This window comes from Bradyrhizobium australafricanum, from assembly GCF_020329495.1.
GTDB classification, from domain to species: domain Bacteria; phylum Pseudomonadota; class Alphaproteobacteria; order Rhizobiales; family Xanthobacteraceae; genus Bradyrhizobium; species Bradyrhizobium australafricanum.
Genome location: NZ_JAGKJL010000016.1, coordinates 36,409 through 55,609 on the forward strand (window position 1 = coordinate 36,409; position 19,201 = coordinate 55,609).

Here is a 19,201-nt window from a genome sequence, read left to right on the forward strand (position 1 = left end):
GCACGATGGAAGCCCTCCCCGACGTCCCGCTGCCCTCCACCATCCGCTCGCGTTATGTCGACGAGATCAACGGCCTGCGCATGCATGTGCTGGAAGCGGGCTTTGAAACATCCGGCCGGCCCTGCCTGTTGCTGCTGCACGGCTTTCCCGAGCTGGCGTTCTCCTGGCGCAAGGTGATGCCGAAGCTCGCCGCTGCCGGCTACCACGTCATCGCGCCGGACCAGCGCGGCTATGGCCGCACCACCGGCTGGAGCGCGGAGTATGACGGCGATCTCGCGTCGTTCCGCCTGCCCAATCTGGTGCGCGATGCGCTCGGGCTGGTCGCAGCGTTCGGCTACAAGCATGTCGATGCGGTGATCGGGCATGATTTCGGCTCCTCGGTTGCGGCGTGGTGCGCGCTGATCCGGCCCGACGTGTTCCGCGCGGTGGTGATGATGAGCGCGCCGTTCTCGGGACCGCCGTCGCTGCCGTTCAACACAGCAAATGAACCGGCAAGGCCCGCGACCGAAGACCCCGCGCATCGCGAGCTCGCCGCGCTGCCGCGGCCGCGCAAGCACTACCAATGGTACTATTCGACGCGCCCGGCCAATGACGACATGCATCGCGCGCCGCAGGGCGTGCACGACTTCCTGCGCGCCTATTACCACCACAAGAGCGCGGACTGGAACGACAACAAGCCGTATCCGCCGCAATCCTGGTCGGCGGGCGAATTGGCGAAACTGCCGACCTATTACGTGATGGATTTCGCCAAGGACATGGCCGCCACTGTCGCCGAGGAGATGCCGTCACGCGAGGCGATCGCCGCTAACACATGGCTGCCGGATAGCGAGCTCGCCTATTACAGCGCCGAGTATCAGCGCACCGGATTTCAGGGCGGGCTGCAATGGTATCGCTGCGGCACCTCGGGGGCCTTCGTCCCGGAACTGCAGACCTGGAGCGGCCGCACGATCGACCAGCCGTCGGCCTTCATTTCCGGCAAGCAGGATTGGGGCACCTATCAGCGGCCCGGCGTGTTCGAGGCGATGCAGACGAAAGCCTGCACCAACATGATCGGCTGCCATCTGGTCGACGGCGCCGGCCATTGGGTGCAGCAGGAACAGCCGGATGAGGTGAACCGGCTGCTGCTCACATTCCTGCGAGACGCCGGCGCACAGCGCTAGGCACCCGTTCGGCGGTCGCGTCGCATCCCGTTGATCTCAGGCGTTTTCTTCGCTCAACCCGCGCGGCTTGCCGGTGCTGCGGCAGCGAATCCGCGCCGATCCGGATTTGACCCGGCGCCGGTGCAACCCTATAGTTTAGAACTATTCTAATTTTAAACTCCGTGAACAAGGCGTTGCCGTGAAGAACTTTGCCGATCTGACCGAGCGCGAGGTGCTGGCGGTCGCGATCGCCTCCGAGGAGGAGGACAGCCGCATCTACATGACGTTCGCGGAGGATCTCGCCGGGCGCTATCCCGATACCGCCAAGATTTTCGAGGAGATGGCCGAGGAGGAGCGCGGCCATCGCCACCGACTGCTGGAAACCTACGAGCAGCGCTTCGGGGCGCATCTGCCGCCGATCCGGCGCGAGGACGTCAAAGGCTTCCTGCGCCGCCGCCCGATCTGGCTCACCAAGAACCTGCCGCTCGACACCATCCGCAAGGAAGTCGAGACCATGGAGTTGGAAGCCGAGCGCTTCTATGCCAAAGCCGCCGAGAAGGCCGAGGATGTCGGCGTGCGGCGGCTGCTCGGCGATCTCGCCGAGGAGGAGAAGGGCCACGAGAAGCTCGCGGTGAAGCTGACCGGCGAGATCCTCAAGCCGGACGTGCGCGCCGAGGAAGACCGCACGCGGCGGCGGATGTTCGTGCTGCAATATGTGCAGCCGGGTCTCGCCGGATTGATGGACGGCTCGGTCTCGACCCTGGCGCCGCTGTTCGCCGCCGCCTTCGCAACGCATCACAACTGGCAAACCTTCCTGGTCGGGCTTGCCGCCTCGATCGGCGCCGGCATCAGCATGGGCTTTGCCGAGGCGCTGTCCGACGACGGCTCGCTGACCGGCCGCGGCTCGCCCTGGCTGCGCGGCCTGACCTGCGGATTGATGACGACGCTCGGCGGGCTCGGCCACACCATTCCCTATCTGGTGCCCGACGCCTGGCCGAACGCATTCTGGATCGCGACCGCGATTGCCGGCATCGTGGTGTTCTTCGAATTGTGGGCGATCGCCTTCATCCGCGCGCGCTACATGGACACGCCATTCCTGCAGGCGGTATTCCAGATCGTGCTCGGCGGCGCGATCGTGCTCGCGGTCGGCATCCTGATCGGCGCGGCGTAGCAACGGTTCAATTCTCCCTCTCCCCGTTCTTACGGGGAGAGGGTTGGGGTGAGGGGCCATATCCACACGTGACGCAAGTGGACGTACATGTACCCCCTCACCCGCCGCGCAAGCGCGCGGCGACCTCTCCCCGCAAGCGGGGCGAGGTAAAGCAGAGCAATTCCGATCAAACACGGCGACACCGTCACGGCTACAGCGCTTGCGGGCGGCAACCAAACTGCCCATCATCGCGCCAACAACAAACCGGGAGCACGCCGTGGCCAAATCGCAATACAGCTTCAAGACCGCCGTCGAATTGTCGAAGGCGCTGCGCAACAAGCAGGTCTCGGCGGTCGAGCTCGCACAGGACGCGATCGGCCGCATCGAGCGCCACGACGGCAAGGTCAACGCGGTCTGCGTGCGCGATTTCGAGCGCGGCCTCGCCGCTGCGCGCGCCGCTGACGCCGCGATCGCGCGCGGCGAGCACAGGCCGCTGCTCGGCATCCCCATGACGGTGAAGGAATCCTACAACGTCGCCGGATTGCCGACGACCTGGGGTTTCCTGCCACACAAGGACTTTGTCCCGACCGAGGACGCGCTGTCGATTCAGCGCGTGAAGGACGCCGGCGGCGTGATCCTCGGCAAGACCAACGTGCCGGTCGGGCTCGCCGACTGGCAGAGCTACAACGAGGTCTACGGCACCACCAACAACCCCTACGACCTCGGCCGCACACCGGGCGGCTCCTCCGGTGGATCGTCGGCGGCGCTCGCCGCGGGCTACGGCGCGCTGTCGCTCGGCTCGGACATCGGCGGCTCGCTGCGCGTGCCGGCGTTTCATTGCGGCGTCTATGCGCACAAGCCGACCTTCGCGCTGCTGCCGTCGCGCGGCCACACCGCGCCGCCGGCGCCGCCCATCATCTATGAGCGCGACCTTGCGGTGACCGGCCCGATGGCGCGCGGCGCGGCCGACCTGTCGCTGCTGCTCGACGTGATGGCCGCTCCCGATCCGCTCGATGGCGGCAAGGCCTATCGCCTCGACCTGCCGGCGGCGCGCCACGCCAGCCTGAAGGATTTCCGCATCCTCGTCATCGACACCGATCCGGTGCTGCCGACCGACAAGGCGGTTCGCGGCAGCATCGACAAGCTCGCGAGCCACCTCGACAAGGCCGGCGCGAAAATATCGCGTTCGAGCCCGCTGCTGCCGGATTTCGCGGCGTCCTCGCGGCTCTATATGCGGATGCTGCTGTCGTTCCTCGCCGCGACCTTCCCACCGGAGGTCTATGCCGGCGCCTGCGCGGCGGCAGCCGCGCTGCCGGCCAGCGACAACAGCCTGCAGGCCGAACGGCTGCGCGGCATCGCGCTCAGCCACCGCGACTGGGTGCAGGCGACGGTCGCCCGCTCGCGGCTGCGCGCGCAATGGCGCGAGCTGTTCAAGTCGTTCGACGCGGTGATCTGCCCGATCATGCCAACGCCGGCCTATCCGCACGATCATGCGCCCGACCAGGAGCAGAGGCGAATATTGATCGACGGCGAGCCTTACATCTACACCGACCAGCTCGCCTGGCCCGGCATCGCGACCCTGCCCGGCCTGCCTTCGACTGCGATCCCGACCGGCTTTGCGCCCGACGGATTGCCGGTCGGCGTGCAGATCGTCGGCCCATGGCTCGAGGACCGCACGCCGCTCAAGCTCGCCGAGCTGATCGAGCACGAATTCGGCGGCTTCGTGCCGCCGAAGATGTTCGATGATTAGGTGCTGGAAAAAACCGTCATTGCGAGGAGCGAAGCGACGAAGCAATCCATATCTCAACGAGCGGCGAGATGGATTGCTTCGCTGCGCTCGCAATGACGGACAACAAAACCAGGGAGAAGGCCAATGAGCAACGATCTCGAGGAGCTGACAAAGCTCAACAGGGATTACGTCGATTCCGTTCAGAACTGCGACGTCAAGCGCTTCGACGAAATTCTGGCGCAGGACTTCTACTGCACCAATCCCGACAAGAGCCTGGTCGACCGCGCTGCCTTCCTGAAGCAGACGGCGATCCCGGTGAAGATCAAGGGGCTGAAGGCCGAGGACGTCAAAATCCGCATCCTCGGCGATTTCGCCATCATCCACGCCCAGACCAGCTACACCAACGCGGACGGCGAGCCGGCGTCCGGCCGCTACACCGATTGCTGGGCGCGGCAGAACGGAAAATGGCTCGCGGTATCCGCGCACGTGGCGCGGTGAGCGATTCAGGTGTCGTCCCGGCGCAGGCCGGGACCCATAACCACCGCAGCTTGTGGTGAGTAAAGAAAGTCGTCCACCCACGTGCCCAAAGCGAGGCCGCGGCGTATGGGTCCCGGCCTACGCCGGGACGACAGACGCTCAGCTGTCGAACATGATCACGCTGCGCAGCGTCTTGCCGGCTTTCATGTTGGCAAAGCCCTCGTTGATCTCGGAGAGCTTCAGCTTGGCCGAGATCCAGTCTTCCAGATGCAGCTTGCCGCGCATGTAGAAGTCGACGAGGCGCGGCATGTCGACGCGGAAGTGGTTGGAGCCCATCGACGAGCCCTGGATGCGGCGCTCGCGCAGGAAGTCGAAGCCGTGCAGCTCGATCTTCTGGCCGAACGGGATCATGCCGACGATGGTCGCGGTGCCGCCCGCCGCCAGCATGGCGAAGGCCTGCTCGGCGGTGTCCTTGCGGCCGAGCACCTCGAAGGAGTGCTGCACGCCGCCGCCGGTGAGCTCGCGCACCTGCTGGACCACGTCGCCGCGGGCCGGATCGACGATATCGGTGGCGCCGAGCTTGGTCGCAAGCTGCAGCTTCGCCGGATTGGTGTCGATCGCGATGATGCGGCCGGCGCCGGCGATCTGCGCGCCGTTGATCGCGGCCATGCCGACGCCGCCGCAGCCGATCACCGCCACCGTCTCGCCGGCGGTCACCTTCGCGGTGTTGACCACCGCGCCATAGCCGGTGATGACGCCGCAGCCGATCAGCGCGGCGAGATCGAGCGGCATCTCCTTCTTGATCTTCACGATGGCGTTCTCGTGCACCAGCATCTGCTCGGCGAACGACGACAGATTGAGGAACTGGTTGAGCTTCTCCTTCCTGCCCCATGACAGGCGGTTGGAGGCGCCGGGCAGCATCTTCACCGTGGTGTCGGTGCACAGCACGGTGCGGCCGGTGGTGCAGTTGTCGCAGGTGCCGCAGAACACCGACAGGCAGGTGACGACGTGATCGCCGGGCTTCACGTAATTGACGTCGGAGCCGACCTTCTCGACCACGCCGGCCGATTCATGGCCGAGCACCGCCGGCAGCGGATGCGGATAGAGGCCTTCCATGAAGTGCAGATCGGAATGGCAGAGGCCCGCGACCGCGGTGCGGATCAGGACCTCGCGCGGCCCCGGATTGGGCACGCTGACGTCCTCGATCACCAGCGGCTGATTGACTTCATGCAGGACGGCGGCCTTCATCGGGGTCTCCCTTGACGTTTTTGATTGTTTGAAAAGTTCGCTCGCGCAGCAGCCTACGCTGCGTCAAGCAATTCGCCAACCTCGGCCATGCCGACCGCGCGATCGCCGAGCAGGTGCTCGGTCATCCTGCGCTGAACGGTATTTTCCGTTAGCCGGAACGGATCGCCCGGCAGCACGCGGTGATCGATCACCATCCGCGACAGCAACAGCCGGCGCGCATCGCCGCGCATCTGGTGGATGCGCCCGCCCTCCCACGCCAGCGCGACCGCGCTTGCGACATGATAGAGCAGGCTGGTGGCGCGCCGCGCGTCGCCCTCATTGTCGATGCGGCTCGCCACCTCGCGCGCAAACGCGACCGCACGGTCACTGAGGTCACGCAGCCGATTGCGCCAGGCCTGCGGAACAGTCGGGCTGTCATCGAGCCGCGCATGCAGATCGGCGGCGAGCGCATTGTCGGCGCCATGGCGGCCGACCGCGCGCTTCAGCGCATCGATCGCGACGATGTTGCCGGTGCCCTCCCAGATCGAGCCGAGATGCGCGTCGCGCAGCAGCCGCGGCGTGACGAATTCCTCGATGTAGCCGATGCCGCCGCGCATCTCCATCGCATCGCCGCAGACCTTGCGGGCGTCGCGAGTGGCGCGGAATTTCAGCGTCGGCGTCAGGATGCGAAGCAGCGCCGCGGCGTCCTGACTGCCGGCCTCGGCGCGGTCGAGCGCGTCGGCGGTCAGAAAGCTCATCGACAGCGCCTGCTCGGTCGGCAGCATGATCTTCATCAGCTGCCGCCGCGCCAGCGGCAGGTCGATGATGCGCTGGCCGAACACCACGCGGCCACGCGCCACTGTCATCGCGTCGTGCCAGGCGCGGCGCATCAGCGCAGTCGATTTCACGCCGTTGGAGAGCCGCGACGAGTTCACCATCTCGGCCATCTGCACGAAGCCGCGGTCGAGCTTGCCGACGGCGTAGGCGATCGCGCCGTCGAACTTGATCTCGCCCGAGGCCATCGAGCGGGTGCCGAGCTTGTCCTTCAACCGCACGATCCGGTAATGGTTCTGCGAACCGTCGTCGAGGAAACGCGGCATCAGGAACAGGCCGACGCCGCGGGTGCCCGGCCCGGCGCCTTCCGGCCGCGCCAGCAGCATCACCACCTTGGCATCGGCGTTGGAGCAGAACCACTTCTCGCCATAGAGCCGCCAGTGGTCGCCCTCCTGCACGGCGCGCGTGGTCAGCGTGCCGACATCGGAGCCGCCCTCCTTCTCGGTCATGAACTGGCCGCCCTGCGTCAGCCTGCTCATGTCGGTCTGGGTCAGGCCGTCGAGATATTTCGCCTTCAGCGCCTCGCTGCCGAAATTTGCCAGCAGCTTTGCACACCCGTCGGTGACGTTGATCGGGCAGCCCATGCCGAATTCGGTCTGGTTGAACAGGAAGGTGAAGGCGTGCTTGGCCACCACAGGGTATTTGTCGGGCCAACCCATGATGCCCTTGCGGAGCGACAGCGCGTGGATGCCGAACTCGCCGAACGCGGCGTTCTCGATCTCGCTATAGGCCGGATGGTATTCGATGTGCTGCACGTCGCGGCCGAACTTGTCACGCTGGTGCAACACCGGCGTATGCCGGTCAGCAAGTCGCGCGCATTCGTCGAGATAGCCTCCGGCTAACCCACCGAGGCGGTCGAGATGCGGCTCGATGTGGCGGAACAATGCCTCGGGCAGATGCAGCTTCAGAAGGTCGGTCAGCGCCGGATCGGCCCGGTAGAAATTCATTCCCGTCGTGTCGGGCGCCAGCAGCCCCGGCTGGTTGGTGGCGGCTGACGTTTTCGGGTCCTGCTTGTGCGGCTGCATTGAATTCCCGGCTTCGGTGCTCATTTGTTTGGGCACGACTATCCTCCTCCGGCCGAGCAAAGGAAAGCCCAATGGATATTCCAAAATACAAGATCGCCCTGATCGTCGGTGCCGGCGCGGGCCTCAGCGCCTCCTTGACGCGGCTATTTTCGCGGGAGGGAATTCGCGTGGCACTGGGCGCCCGCAGCATCGAGAAACTCGGCGCGCTCTGCACCGAAACCGGCGCACGCGCCTATGCCTGCGATACCACCAAGGCCGAGGATGTCGAACGGCTTTTTGGTCTGGTCGAGCGCGAGATCGGAACACCTGATCTCGTGGTCTATAACGCCAGCGGCCGCTCGCGCGGGCCGTTCGTTGAACTCGTGCCTTCAGAGGTCGAGCAGGCGATCGCGGTCTCGGCATTCGGCGGCTTCCTGGTGGCGCAGGAGGCGGCGAAGCGCATGCTGCCGAGCAAGAAAGGCGCGATCCTGTTCACCGGCGCCTCTGCCAGCGTGAAGGGCTATGCGCAGTCGGCGCCGTTCGCGATGGGCAAGTTCGCGTTGCGCGGCCTCGCGCAGAGCATGGCACGCGAACTGTCGCCGCAGGGCATCCATGTCGCGCATTTCGTGATCGACGGCGGCATCCGCAGCGCCGCCCGCACCGAGCCCGCCGATCGGCCGGACTCGATGCTCGATCCCGACGCGATTGCACTCAGCTACTGGAACGTGCTGCAACAGCCGCGCAGCGCCTGGACCTGGGAGCTGGAATTGCGGCCCTGGGTTGAGAAGTTTTGAGATGACGGAGATCATGTAAGCAGCGTAGGCTGCACGAAACGCCAACGTGATCAAGATCGCGAGCAAGCTGTGAGGCGGTGCGCACGAGGCTTGGCGCCTTTTGCTCACCGCGTGAAGTAACTTTCACCGTCATTCCGGGATGGTGCGCTAGCACCAGACCCGGAATCTCGAGATTCCGGGCTCGATGCTTCGCATCGCCCCGGAATGACGAAACAAACAGACATGGGGAGCGACGACATGACCGCTGAAATCAAGATCGAGACCGGCACCGACGAACTGCTCTGCGTGATCCGCGATCGCGTCGCCGTCATCACGCTGAACCGCCCTGACGCCCGCAACTCGCTGTCGGATACCTTGACGCCGGCGCTGCGCACCATGATCAAGACCTGCGGCGAGAATCCCGAGGTCGGCGTGCTGCTCGTCACCGGCGCCGGCAAGGCGTTCTGTGCCGGCGGCAACGTCAAGGGCATGGGCGCGCATCGCGACAAGAAGAAGCTCGAGATGTCCTATGAGGACAAGGTCGCCGATTTGCAGGAGCGCCAGCGCCTGCTCACTGGCGCGCTGGCCTCGGTGCGCAAGCCGACCATTGCCGCCCTTCCCGGCCCCGCGGTCGGGGCCGGCCTTGCGATTGCGATGGCGTGCGACATCCGGATCGCGGCACAATCCGCCTTCATCTCGACCGGTTACTTGCGCGTGGCGCTGAGCGGCGATTACGGCATGGCCTGGCTGTTGACGCGGCTGGTGGGCACCTCGCGCGCCCGCGAGCTGATGTTCACCTCGGAGAAGGTCGACGCCGCGAGATGCGAGCAGATCGGTCTCGTCAACCGCGTGGTGCCGGACGAGACGCTGCAGGACGAGGCCTTTGCGCTGGCGCAGTCGATCGCCGAGGGCCCGACGCTCGCGCTGCGCTACATGAAGGACAATCTCGACGAGGCGCTGCAGTTCGACTTCGCCACCGCGCGCGACCACGAGGCCGAGCGGCTGATCCGCCTCACCACGACGGCCGATCACAAGGAGGCGGTGCAGGCCTTCATCGAGAAGAGGAAGCCGGTGTTCCGGGGGAGTTGAGCGCGATCTCTTCTCCTTCCCCCTGAAAGGGGGAAGGTCGGGATGGGGGTCAGCCACACGCGCCATTGCCGGGGAGAGAGAAGATCCCCACCCGCGTTGCTCTGGCGAGCAAAGCTCACCTCCCCCTTTTCAGGGGGAGGTGAGAACCCGTAGCCCGGATGAAGCGAAGCGAAATCCGGGACAAGTCTCGCGGCGGTACGACCCCGGATTACGCTGCGCTTCATCCGGGCTACGGGGTCGGAGCAATCAAAAAGAAAAGGGCCCGGTTCTGGAGGGGCCAGAACCGGGCCTAGTCAGTCAAACCGCAAGCGAGGACATCGCGGCCAAGCGGGAAGTGGCGGCAAGCCGCCAGCTGGCACAGGGAATGTCTTGCGGTTCGACGTGGATCTCTTTCACGAAGCGCACCAGCTTCCAGTCGCCGGGGCTCTGGGTGAAGGCGTAGCCCGACTTTCGGGCGAGGCCGACCATCGTCGCATTGGAACGCAGTGTATCGCCGAAGATGCGCTCGGCTCCGAAGGACGCCGCGCGGCATTCGAGATTCCTGACCAGCGCCTTGCCAATGCCGTGGCCCTGCCACCGGTCATCGATCGACAGGCCGAACTCGACGCTCGAATTATCGGCATGGAAGGCGTAGCGGGCTTCGCCGACGATGGTCTCAAAGCCATCGACCGGCATCGTCGCGACCACCGTGAACCGGTCAGCCTCGCCGACATGGATGAAATGCTCGAGCTCCGTCTTCGGCAGCTCGCTCAACGCGCCCAGGAAGCGGTTGTAACGGGACCCCGCGGAGAGCGAGCGGATGTAGCTCTGCAGCTCCTCGCGGTCGCGCGGCTCGACGAAGCGCACCTTGACTTCGCCGCCGTTCTTGGCGCGCAGCACGTCAGAGTATTGCTTGAGATCGTCGAGATGCAGCGCAACCATGACACGCTCCTCGGGTGAAGAAATTGGCCGGCGTCCCTCGATCGAGGCGACGCCAGCGAAGGCGTCCTTCTCAGGCCCGCCAGAACGGCTTCTCGGTTTCGAACACGATGTCGCTGCGGGACATGCCGATGTCGTGCAGGTCGCGCTCGGTCCATTGCGACAGCTCGCGGCGGCGTTCGTAGCGCTCCCACCAGACGTGAAGCGTCTCGCCGACCTGGTTCAGCAGCCCCGACGCGTGATGATTTGGCGTATGATGATTTGTCATCGATTCATGGGTGAAAATGGACATCTGCGGCTCCTATCGGTAACCTGTTGGCGGTAATATCTGCGCCATTCGGCTCGTTCACAAACGACACTTTGTACCGTTTCGGATGAATTAAAGTCATGTATCTGGAGACAAGCCGGGGATGACCAGCCGCCTGCCTTCGCTGAATGGCCTGAGAGCGTTCGAGGCCGCCGCACGGCATATGAGCTTCACGCTGGCGGCGTCCGAACTGAACGTGACGCAGACCGCGATCAGCCATCAGATCCGGCGGCTGGAGGAGGAGCTCGGCGTCCGCCTCTTCGTCCGCCAGAACCGCTCGCTGAGCCTGACGCCGGAGGCTAGCGAATACCTTCCCGGCGTCCGCGCCGCCTTCAACGACCTGAGGCTCGCCACCGATCGCCTGCTGCGCAGGGACGACGATCACGTGCTGACGGTCTCGACGCTGGCATCGCTTGCCGCCAAATGGCTGCTGCCGCGGCTGTCGGCGTTCCAGGAGGCGCATTCCGGCATCGACGTTCGCATCACCACCTCGACCAGCCTGGTCGACTTCCAGCGCGACAAGGTCGATGCGGCGATCCGCTATGGCCGCGGCCAATGGGCGGGCCTGCGTGCCGACTGGCTGATGGCAGATGAGCTGTTTCCGGTGTGCAGCCCGTCGCTGTTGCAGGGAACCAGACCGCTGAAATGCCCTGAAGACCTCAGGGATCACACGCTCCTCCACACCAGCAACGCCAACAGCGACGACTGGCGGCTGTGGCTGACCGCGGCGGGGCTGCCGACCGATATTTCCAAGCAGCCCGGCGTCACCTTCGACCTGCTGTTCGTGACGATCCAGGCCGCGATCGACGGCATCGGCATCGCGATGGGCCGCACCTCCTATGTGCAGGACGACATCGCCAAGGGCCGCCTCGTGGTTCCCTTCAAGATCACGCTGCCGGCCGACGCCGGCTTCTACCTGGTTTCGCCGCAGGGACGCGCCGATACGCCAAAGCTCTCCGCGTTCCGGAGCTGGCTCGGCACAACGGCGCACGCCGCGCCTTGATGCGGCGCACGCGCCGGCTTCGGTTCTGATTGAACCTGGGCCGAAGCACTAGATCATTGTTTTGACGAGGTTTCTTCGCGCGAACCAATATCCCCTTCGCTCGAAAGGCTCCCTGCGATTTCCACCTACGGCTTTTTTCCCATAGCCCCCCGCGTGATTTCGGGTTGGTCGCGCCGGACAGGCGTGCCAAATTGCCGCACATGGCAGTTAACTGCTTTGGCCGGCGAAACAATTTGCGCCGGCCGTTTCGTCACGGGGAGGAAAGGGCGTTATGTCGCAGTCGAGTTCATCGCAAGTCCCGCAGATCAAATCGCGTCTTGGCGCCATCCTGCGCGCGACCAGCGGCAATTTCCTCGAGCAGTTCGACTTCTTCCTGTTCGGCTTCTATGCCCAGGCGATTGCGAAGGCCTTCTTCCCCTCCGAGAACGAGACTGCGGCGCTGCTCAACGCGTTCGGCGTGTTCTGGCTCGGCGCCCTGATGCGCCCGGTCGGCGCCGTCGTGCTCGGCGCCTATATCGACCGCATCGGCCGCCGCAAGGGCCTGATCGTGACGCTGTCGATCATGGCTATCGGCACCGTGGTGATCGCGCTCTGCCCGAGCTATGCGACCATCGGCATTGCGGCGCCGATCATCGTGCTGATCGCGCGCCTGCTGCAGGGCTTCTCCGCCGGCGTCGAGCTCGGCGGCGTCTCGGTCTATCTCGCGGAGATCGCCACGCCCGGCAATCGCGGCTTCTACACCTCGTTCCAGTCGGCGAGCCAGCAGGTCGCGATCTTCGTCGCCTCGATCCTCGGCTTCGTCCTCAGCGAAAGCATGCCGGCCGCGACCGTTGCCTCCTGGGGCTGGCGCATCCCGTTCTTCGTCGGCTGCCTGATCATCCCGGTGATCTTCTTCCTGCGCCGGACGCTGGAGGAGACCCCGGCGTTCCTCGCGATGAAGAAGCATCCGACCGCAAGCGAGGTGTTCGCCTCGGCGATCGCGAACTGGCGCATCGTCGTGCTCGGCATGATGATCGCGGTGCTGACCACCACCACCTTCTACTTCGTCACCGTCTATACGCCGACCTTCGGCAAGACCGTGCTGAAGCTCTCGACCCAGGATGCGCTGCTGGTGACGCTGCTGGTTGCGGTGACCAATTTCATCTGGAATCCGGTCGGCGGCGCGGTGTCGGACCGGATCGGCCGCAAGCCGGTGCTGCTGGCGATCGCCGGCCTGTCCCTCATCACGGCCTATCCGGCGCTGCACTGGCTGGTGACCAATCCGTCGTTCGGCAAGATGCTGGCGGTCGAGATGATGTTCTCGTTCTATTTCGGCGTCTACAGCGGCACCATGCTGGGCTGCCTGGTCGAGATCGTGCCGGCGCATGTCCGCACCACCTGCTTCTCGCTGGCCTTTGCACTGGCGGCCGGGCTGTTCGGCACCTTCACGCCGTTCGCCTCGACCTGGCTGATCCAGCGGACCGGCGACAAGGCTTCGCCCGGCTACTGGCTGATGTGCGCCGCAGCTCTCGGCATCGTCGCCGCGCTGATCGTCTATCGTGGCGGCCAGACCATCGAGCAGCGCGAGACGGTTGCGGCCTGATATTCCACTTCGCGGCCGGGCGGGCTCGCTGGGCATGACTTCTCCGGAAAATCGCGACACGCTTTTCCGGATCATGCTCATGCGCCCGGCCGTGTTGCTTTCCATGCCAACAACGATAACAAGAGCGCATGGTTGATCTGACGCGCAGGTTCGACGTCCTGGTGATCGGCGGCGGCAACGCCGCGCTGTGCGCTGCGATCAGCGCACGGCGCGCCGGCGCCTCGGTGCTGGTGCTGGAAGGCGCCCCGAAATTCTATCGCGGCGGCAACACCCGCCACACCCGCAACATGCGCTGCGCCCATGACGCAGCGACCGAAATCCTCACCGGTCCCTACACCGAGGAGGAATTCTGGAAGGATTTGCTGCTGGTGACCGGCGGCCAGACCGACGAGGAACTGGCCCGCTTCATGATCCACGAATCCAAGGACATCCTGAACTGGATCGTCGAGCAGGGCGTGCGCTGGCAGCCGTCGCTCGGCGGCACGCTGAGCCTTGGCCGCACCAACTCGTTCTTCCTCGGCGGCGGCCGCGCGATGCTGAACGCGCTCTATCACACCGCCGAGGAGCTCGGCGTCGACATCCTCTACGATGCCGAGGTCATCGACCTCACGGTCGAGGACGGCATGTTCCTTTCGGCGCAGCTGAAGCAGCCGGTCGGCGGCAAGACCGAAGTCCGCGCCTCGACCCTGGTTGCGGCCGCCGGCGGCTTCGAGGCAAACGTCAAATGGCTGAAGGAATCCTGGGGCGATGCGGCCGACAATTTCCTGATCCGCGGCACGCCCTATAATCGCGGCGCGATCCTCAAGATGCTGCTCGCCAAGGGCGTGCAGGAGATCGGCGATCCGACGCAATGCCATGCCGTGGCGATCGACGCCCGCGCGCCGAAATTCGACGGCGGCATCATCACGCGTCACGATTCGGTCGTGTTCGGCATCGTCGTCAACAAGCATGCCGAGCGCTTCTACGACGAGGGCGAGGACATCTGGCCGAAGCGCTATGCGATCTGGGGCCGCCTGGTCGCCGCGCAGCCGGACCAGATCGCCTACATCATCTTCGACTCGACCGTGGTGACGAGCTTCATGCCGACGCTGTTTCCGCCGATCGCGGGCGCGACGATTGCCGAGCTCGCCGGCAAGCTCGAGCTCGACGCAGCCGCGCTGGAAAAGACCATCACCGAGTTCAACGCCGCAGTGCAGCCCGGCACCTTCGACCACACCATCCTCGACGACTGCGCTACCGAAGGCATCACGCCAGCGAAGACGCATTGGGCGCGCCGGATCGAGACGCCGCCCTACCTCGCCTATCCGGTGCGGCCCGGCATCACCTTCACCTATCTCGGCACCCGCGTGAACAGGGAGGCGCGGATACTGATGAAGGACGGCAAGCCGTCCGCCAACATGTTCGCCGCCGGCGAGATCATGGCCGGCAACGTGCTCGGCAAGGGCTATGCCGCCGGCATCGGCATGACCATCGGCAGCGTGTTCGGTCGCGTCGCCGGCCGGGAAGCAGCCAAGAATGCGCGGAACTGAAGGCGGGACTGACGCGATGCACGGGACGAGGATCTTGCAGGAAGCCGACCGTCTGATGACGGTGTGCAATTCCTGCCGCTATTGCGAGGGCCTGTGCGCGGTGTTTCCCGCGATGGAGATGCGCCGCGCCTTCTCCGACGGCGATCTCAACTACCTCGCCAACCTCTGCCATAGCTGCGGCGCCTGCTACACCGACTGCCAGTTCTCGCCGCCGCACGAATTCAACGTCAATGTGCCGAAGACGCTGGCGGTCGCGCGCGCCGAATCCTATGCCGCCTATGCCTGGCCGCGCGCCTTTGCCGGCGCATTCGCGCGCAACGGCCTCGTCATCAGCCTGATCGCAGCGCTCAGCGTCGCCGCCTTCATCTTCGGCTTCGCCGCGGTCAATGATCGAGGCGTGCTCACCGGCATCCACACCGGTCCCGGCGCGTTCTACAAACTGATGCCGCACAATGCGATGGCGCTGCTGTTCGGCGCCGCCCTGCTCTACGCGATCCTGGCGCTGGTGATGGGCGTGCGCGCGTTCTGGCGCGACATCGGCGAGCCGGTCGGCATGACGACGGATGCGAAGGCGCTGTTGCAGGCGGTCCGCGACGCCGGCGAGCTGCGCTATCTCGACGGCGGCGGCGTCGGCTGCTTCAACGAGGACGACCAACCGACCGACCGCCGCAAGCTGTATCACCACTTCACCTTCTATGGCTTCGCGCTGTGCTTCGCCGCGACCTGCGTCGGCACGCTGTATCACTACCTCCTGGCGCGCGAGGCGCCCTATGCGTGGTGGGACCTGCCCGTCGTGCTCGGCACGCTCGGCGGCATCGGGCTCGTGGTCGGCCCACTCGGCCTGCTCGGCGAGAAATGGAAGCGCGACCGCGTGCTGGTCGACGAGCAGCGCATGGGCATGGACACCGCGTTCATCCTGATGCTGTTCCTGACCAGCATCACCGGCCTCGCCTTGCTGCTATGGCGCGAGACCGCCGCGATGGGCCCGCTGCTGGCGCTGCATCTCGGCGTGGTGTTCGCGCTGTTCATCACCATGCCCTACGGCAAATTCGTGCACGGCATCTACCGCTTCGTCGCGTTGGTGCGTTATGCGCGCGAACGGCAGATGATGGCGGAATGAATGGTGGTGGGTAGCGCAGCGTAAGCCCGGCTTACGAAATCATTCTGCATCGGGCTTCGTCGCCAGGGCACAGAACCACTCATCCGTCTCAACAAGGTGACCCCTCGTGAAGCCGGCTGCTGCCAGCTTTTCAGCGACCCCTTCCTTGGGCTGTCCGGAGTAACGCGTAAAGCCGAGTGTGATCCCGCCGCTCGGCTTCATCACGCGCCGGACCTCCCGCAGCCCGGCGACGGCGTCCGGCCAGACTTGCATCGAGTTGATCGCCAGCGCCGCGTCGAAGCTGTCCGCATCGAATGGCATGCGCTCCACGGAGCCAAGCCGAAGCTCGACACGACCATCCTCGATCGCGGCCGCGTTCCGGGCGCGAGCTTGCCCGACCATCTCCTGCGACGGATCAATGCCCGCGACGCGTCCCGCCGGCACCAATGTCGACAGGCGTTGAATGACGACGCCCGGACCAAACCCGACTTCGAGAACGCTGTCATCAGGTCCGACCTCGAGGCGATCTGCGACCCACGCGCCGCAATCGGCATTGGTGCGCGCCATGATCATGCCGCCGAGCCTCCCCAGGAGGCCCCGAGGACGGCCAAACGCACGCAAGAGGATGCTTTGCATGACGCTCACCGATTGCCATCTCCGGTGAACAGGGTTTCGGGACGGTCGCGGCTACAGATCCACCACCACGTAGTCGCTCTCCACCGCAACCTTGATGGTCTCGGCGACATACGGCCCCTTCACCACATTGGTGCCCGGCTCGACGCTGACCGGATAGGCGCGCACGCGGAAGCGGCGCGGATCGCAATAGGACTGGCCGGTGCGGATGTCGAACTCCCAGCCGTGCCAGGGACAGCGCAGGATCTCGCCGAGCTTGGTGTATTCGATCTCGCCGGGGTCCGACGACGACGCGAGCCCGATCAGCGGCCCCTCGCACAGCGCCGCACCCTGATGCGGGCAACGGTTCAGCAGGCCGAAGAACTCGCCCTTGACGTTGAAGACGGCGATCGGCCGTCCGTCGATCTCGAGAAATTTTCGCGAGCCCGGCGGCAGTTCGTCCACTGGGGCTATCACATGCCGCGCCATCAATCGTTCTCACGCATGATCTGATTCGAAAACCCGGTTCCCACTTTTTCGGATCATGCGATACCGTACAGCTGCTTGGCGTTGTCGAGATAGAACGCCTGGCGATTGGCATCGCTGACGCCGGCCGGCAGCACGCGCGACGGCTCGTCGTAATCCCAATGCGGGTAATCGGTCGCGAACAGCAGCCTGTCCCAGCCGATCCACTCGATGGTCTGGAACAGATGGTCGCGGCTCTCCGGATCCTCCATCGGCTGCGTCGTCCACCAGATGTGGTCGCGGATATATTCCGACGGCTTGCGCTTCAAATGCGGCACCTCGGCATGCAGCCGCGAAAACACCTTGTCGAGCCGCCAGGCCAGCGACGGCGCCCAACCGAAGCCAGCCTCGACCATCACCATCTTCAGTTTCGGGAAGCGCTCGAACACGCCCTCGAGCACGAGGCTCGCCAGCGCGGTCTGCTGGCACTGCGAATGCCCGACCATCTCCTCGATATAGTAGCTCGGCCACCCCGACGCGGTAATCGGGTTGCCGCCGAAGCCGAAGGCGTGCACGCCGATCGGAAGGCCGGCTTCCTGTGCCGCCTCATAGATCGGCCAGTAACGGCGCTGGCCGAGCGGCTCGACATTGCGGCTGAGCAGCAGCACCTGGACGAAATTTGTGTCGCCCGCGCGCTTGCGGATTTCGGCGGCGGCCGACATGCCATCCTCATTGGCGACGACGACCGAGCCTTTCAGGCGGGAATCCTTGCTGGTCCATTTCTCGATCTGCCAGTCGTTGATTGCCGAACAGATCGCGCCGGCGAGATCCTGGTTGCGGATGCCCTGTCCGGTGTTGAGCGGGTTGAGCACGCCGAGCGCGACATTGTTGGGATCGAGGTGCTGCTTCTGCATGAAGGACAGCGACGAGCCCTGCGGGCCGCCTTCCGGCGGATAGGCATCGCGGCGCGACGCATTCGGCTGCGCCTTCGGATAGGGCGGGCCTCCCATCATGCCCTGATAGGCATGGACGCCGAAGGCCTCGAGATGCGCATGCCAGCGCTTTTCGAGATAAGGATACAATTCATCCTTGGTGGCGCGGGCCGGATGGATGTCGCAGTCGGCGATCGCGGTCTTGATGCTGGTCGGCGATGCGGTTTCGGGACGCTCGCGGAGCTGGATGTTCATGGCGTCATCTCCTTCACCTTGAGCCGGCCATAGGTCGCATGCGGATTATCGATCATGATCTTGCGTACCAGATCCTGCGACAACCTCTGCGGCAGCACCTCGTCACCGTCGAACTGCCAATGCGGATAATCTGACGAGAATAGGATCAATTCGTCCGACTGCATATGGTCGAACAGGCGGTTCAGCGTGTCTCCGTCCGGCGGCGCATCGACCGGCTGCAGCGAGAAGCGGATGTTGCTGCGCACAATCTCCAGCGGCGCGCGGTCGACCCACGGGGTCTCCATGCGCACGCCGCGCCAGAACTTGTGCAGCCGCCACAGGAATGGCGGCAGCCAAGTGAAACCGGATTCCAGCATCACCATTCTCAGGTTCGGATGGCGCGCGAACACGCCCTCCACGATCAGGCTGGTGAGCTGCGTCTGGAACGCCTGCGCCTGCGCAACATAATCCTCGATGTGATAGGAGCCCCAGCCGACCGAGGTCGGCGGATTGTGATAGGCGCTGCCGGCATGGATGCCGATCGGCAGGCCGAGCCGCTCGGCCGCGGCGTAGATCGGCCAGTAGTGGCGCTTGCCAAGCGGCATGTCACCCATCACCAGCATCAGCACCTGCACGAAGCGCTTGTCCTGCGCGCAGCGCTCGATCTCGGCGACCGCCTTTTCGATGCTCTGCACCGGGATCACGATCGAGCCGTGCAGGCGATCATCCTTGTCGAGCCATTCCTTGACCAGCCAGTCGTTCAGCGCGCGGCAGAACGCATCGGCCATGTCCTCGGAGAACACCATCTGCACGCCGTAGAGCGGATTGCAGATGCCGTAGGCGGTGCCGAACCTGTCGAGCGCCTGCCGCTGCATGTCCGCAAGGCTCGAGCCCGGCTTGCCTTGTGCAGGACGCCAGTCCGGCCGCGACGAGATCGGCGAATTGGTCGGATAGGATTGCGAGATCAGGTCGGTCATGCCGCGCGTCGTCACCTGGTCGCGCCAGTAGTCGTTCATGTACGGCAGCAGGCTGGTGAGGTGAGGTACGGCGGGATGCAGATCGCAATCCACGCCGCCCGCGATCGGCGACGTCATGATG

18 protein-coding genes are annotated in these 19,201 nt (G+C 65.1%); 10 read left to right on the plus strand and 8 right to left on the minus strand.

The window, feature by feature from the left end; all coding sequences use genetic code 11:
• The first annotated feature begins 5 nt into the window (after positions 1-5).
• From J6525_RS16325 to J6525_RS16340, 4 genes are all read left to right on the plus strand, one after another.
• Complete coding sequence (locus tag J6525_RS16325) at positions 6-1,160, plus strand: alpha/beta fold hydrolase (protein WP_225645479.1); 1,155 nt, start codon at positions 6-8, stop codon at positions 1,158-1,160.
• A 178-nt stretch (positions 1,161-1,338) separates the two neighbouring features.
• Positions 1,339-2,310: an iron exporter MbfA gene (mbfA, locus tag J6525_RS16330; RefSeq protein WP_057016287.1), complete on the plus strand. Its 972-nt coding sequence runs from the start codon at positions 1,339-1,341 to the stop codon at positions 2,308-2,310.
• Between the two features lie 256 nt (positions 2,311-2,566).
• On the plus strand, positions 2,567-4,039 hold the full coding sequence (locus J6525_RS16335) for an amidase (RefSeq protein WP_092085290.1): 1,473 nt from the start codon (positions 2,567-2,569) through the stop codon (positions 4,037-4,039).
• 123 nt (positions 4,040-4,162) lie between these two features.
• Positions 4,163-4,516 carry a nuclear transport factor 2 family protein gene (locus tag J6525_RS16340; protein ID WP_092085288.1) on the plus strand — a complete coding sequence of 118 codons (354 nt, stop codon included), beginning with the start codon at positions 4,163-4,165 and terminating at the stop codon, positions 4,514-4,516.
• Positions 4,517-4,654: 138 nt separating this feature from the next.
• Here J6525_RS16340 and J6525_RS16345 read toward each other — a convergent pair whose 3' ends face one another.
• Both J6525_RS16345 and J6525_RS16350 read right to left on the minus strand, forming a co-directional pair.
• A complete protein-coding gene (locus J6525_RS16345) occupies positions 4,655-5,743 on the minus strand; it encodes a Zn-dependent alcohol dehydrogenase (protein WP_018269116.1) in 1,089 nt (362 codons plus the stop codon).
• Between the two features lie 53 nt (positions 5,744-5,796).
• Entirely contained in the window at positions 5,797-7,581 is a 1,785-nt protein-coding gene (locus tag J6525_RS16350) for an acyl-CoA dehydrogenase family protein (protein WP_225645480.1), read from the minus strand.
• A 71-nt stretch (positions 7,582-7,652) separates the two neighbouring features.
• Between J6525_RS16350 and J6525_RS16355 the strand changes: the two genes are divergently transcribed.
• Positions 7,653-8,354, plus strand: a complete 702-nt coding sequence (locus J6525_RS16355; RefSeq protein ID WP_028339127.1) for an SDR family NAD(P)-dependent oxidoreductase — start codon at positions 7,653-7,655, stop codon at positions 8,352-8,354.
• A gap of 237 nt (positions 8,355-8,591) precedes the next feature.
• On the plus strand, positions 8,592-9,422 hold the full coding sequence (locus J6525_RS16360) for an enoyl-CoA hydratase (protein WP_225645413.1): 831 nt from the start codon (positions 8,592-8,594) through the stop codon (positions 9,420-9,422).
• A 297-nt stretch (positions 9,423-9,719) separates the two neighbouring features.
• On the opposite strand, the gene J6525_RS16365 is transcribed toward J6525_RS16360, so the two are convergent.
• Together J6525_RS16365 and J6525_RS16370 are read right to left on the minus strand one after the other, a co-directional pair.
• Complete coding sequence (locus J6525_RS16365; protein ID WP_225645414.1) at positions 9,720-10,343, minus strand: GNAT family N-acetyltransferase; 624 nt, start codon at positions 10,341-10,343, stop codon at positions 9,720-9,722.
• Positions 10,344-10,413: 70 nt separating this feature from the next.
• The gene (locus J6525_RS16370) at positions 10,414-10,632 is read right to left on the minus strand and encodes a DUF1127 domain-containing protein (protein WP_176937012.1); all 219 of its coding nucleotides are present in this window, start codon (positions 10,630-10,632) and stop codon (positions 10,414-10,416) included.
• 118 nt (positions 10,633-10,750) lie between these two features.
• On the opposite strand from J6525_RS16370, the gene J6525_RS16375 reads away from it, so the two are divergent.
• From J6525_RS16375 to tcuB, 4 genes are all read left to right on the plus strand, one after another.
• Positions 10,751-11,650 (plus strand): transcriptional regulator GcvA, encoded by a 900-nt coding sequence (locus J6525_RS16375; protein ID WP_092085280.1) that lies wholly within the window; start codon positions 10,751-10,753, stop codon positions 11,648-11,650.
• Between the two features lie 271 nt (positions 11,651-11,921).
• Positions 11,922-13,232, plus strand: a complete 1,311-nt coding sequence (locus tag J6525_RS16380; protein WP_028336585.1) for an MFS transporter — start codon at positions 11,922-11,924, stop codon at positions 13,230-13,232.
• A 128-nt stretch (positions 13,233-13,360) separates the two neighbouring features.
• Complete coding sequence (gene tcuA, locus J6525_RS16385; protein WP_225645415.1) at positions 13,361-14,761, plus strand: FAD-dependent tricarballylate dehydrogenase TcuA; 1,401 nt, start codon at positions 13,361-13,363, stop codon at positions 14,759-14,761.
• Positions 14,762-14,777: 16 nt separating this feature from the next.
• Positions 14,778-15,881 carry a tricarballylate utilization 4Fe-4S protein TcuB gene (gene tcuB / locus J6525_RS16390; protein ID WP_092085276.1) on the plus strand — a complete coding sequence of 368 codons (1,104 nt, stop codon included), beginning with the start codon at positions 14,778-14,780 and terminating at the stop codon, positions 15,879-15,881.
• 39 nt (positions 15,882-15,920) lie between these two features.
• Here tcuB and J6525_RS16395 read toward each other — a convergent pair whose 3' ends face one another.
• From J6525_RS16395 to J6525_RS16410, 4 genes are all read right to left on the minus strand, one after another.
• Positions 15,921-16,433 (minus strand): class I SAM-dependent methyltransferase, encoded by a 513-nt coding sequence (locus tag J6525_RS16395; protein ID WP_225645416.1) that lies wholly within the window; start codon positions 16,431-16,433, stop codon positions 15,921-15,923.
• A gap of 114 nt (positions 16,434-16,547) precedes the next feature.
• The gene (locus J6525_RS16400) at positions 16,548-16,961 is read right to left on the minus strand and encodes a Rieske (2Fe-2S) protein (protein WP_016846808.1); all 414 of its coding nucleotides are present in this window, start codon (positions 16,959-16,961) and stop codon (positions 16,548-16,550) included.
• Between the two features lie 53 nt (positions 16,962-17,014).
• The gene (locus J6525_RS16405; RefSeq protein ID WP_225645417.1) at positions 17,015-18,124 is read right to left on the minus strand and encodes an amidohydrolase family protein; all 1,110 of its coding nucleotides are present in this window, start codon (positions 18,122-18,124) and stop codon (positions 17,015-17,017) included.
• A complete protein-coding gene (locus J6525_RS16410; protein ID WP_225645418.1) occupies positions 18,121-19,197 on the minus strand; it encodes an amidohydrolase family protein in 1,077 nt (358 codons plus the stop codon). Before J6525_RS16410 ends, J6525_RS16405 begins: the two co-directional genes overlap by 4 nt.
• Positions 19,198-19,201 lie beyond the last annotated feature (4 nt).

Bases quoted from the DNA above. Each gene is read 5' to 3' on its own strand.
- J6525_RS16325 (WP_225645479.1), top strand. From the start codon at position 6: ATGGAAGCCCTCCCCGACGTCCCGCTGCCCTCCACCATCCGCTCGCGT.
- J6525_RS16340 (WP_092085288.1), top strand. From the start codon at position 4,163: ATGAGCAACGATCTCGAGGAGCTGACAAAGCTCAACAGGGATTACGTC.
- J6525_RS16345 (WP_018269116.1), bottom strand. From the start codon at position 5,743: ATGAAGGCCGCCGTCCTGCATGAAGTCAATCAGCCGCTGGTGATCGAG.
- J6525_RS16350 (WP_225645480.1), bottom strand. From the start codon at position 7,581: ATGCAGCCGCACAAGCAGGACCCGAAAACGTCAGCCGCCACCAACCAG.
- J6525_RS16355 (WP_028339127.1), top strand. From the start codon at position 7,653: ATGGATATTCCAAAATACAAGATCGCCCTGATCGTCGGTGCCGGCGCG.
- J6525_RS16360 (WP_225645413.1), top strand. From the start codon at position 8,592: ATGACCGCTGAAATCAAGATCGAGACCGGCACCGACGAACTGCTCTGC.
- J6525_RS16365 (WP_225645414.1), bottom strand. From the start codon at position 10,343: ATGGTTGCGCTGCATCTCGACGATCTCAAGCAATACTCTGACGTGCTG.
- J6525_RS16370 (WP_176937012.1), bottom strand. From the start codon at position 10,632: ATGTCCATTTTCACCCATGAATCGATGACAAATCATCATACGCCAAAT.
- J6525_RS16375 (WP_092085280.1), top strand. From the start codon at position 10,751: ATGACCAGCCGCCTGCCTTCGCTGAATGGCCTGAGAGCGTTCGAGGCC.
- J6525_RS16380 (WP_028336585.1), top strand. From the start codon at position 11,922: ATGTCGCAGTCGAGTTCATCGCAAGTCCCGCAGATCAAATCGCGTCTT.
- tcuA (WP_225645415.1), top strand. From the start codon at position 13,361: ATGGTTGATCTGACGCGCAGGTTCGACGTCCTGGTGATCGGCGGCGGC.
- tcuB (WP_092085276.1), top strand. From the start codon at position 14,778: ATGCACGGGACGAGGATCTTGCAGGAAGCCGACCGTCTGATGACGGTG.
- J6525_RS16395 (WP_225645416.1), bottom strand. From the start codon at position 16,433: ATGATCATGGCGCGCACCAATGCCGATTGCGGCGCGTGGGTCGCAGAT.
- J6525_RS16400 (WP_016846808.1), bottom strand. From the start codon at position 16,961: ATGGCGCGGCATGTGATAGCCCCAGTGGACGAACTGCCGCCGGGCTCG.
- J6525_RS16405 (WP_225645417.1), bottom strand. From the start codon at position 18,124: ATGAACATCCAGCTCCGCGAGCGTCCCGAAACCGCATCGCCGACCAGC.
- J6525_RS16410 (WP_225645418.1), bottom strand. From the start codon at position 19,197: ATGACGTCGCCGATCGCGGGCGGCGTGGATTGCGATCTGCATCCCGCC.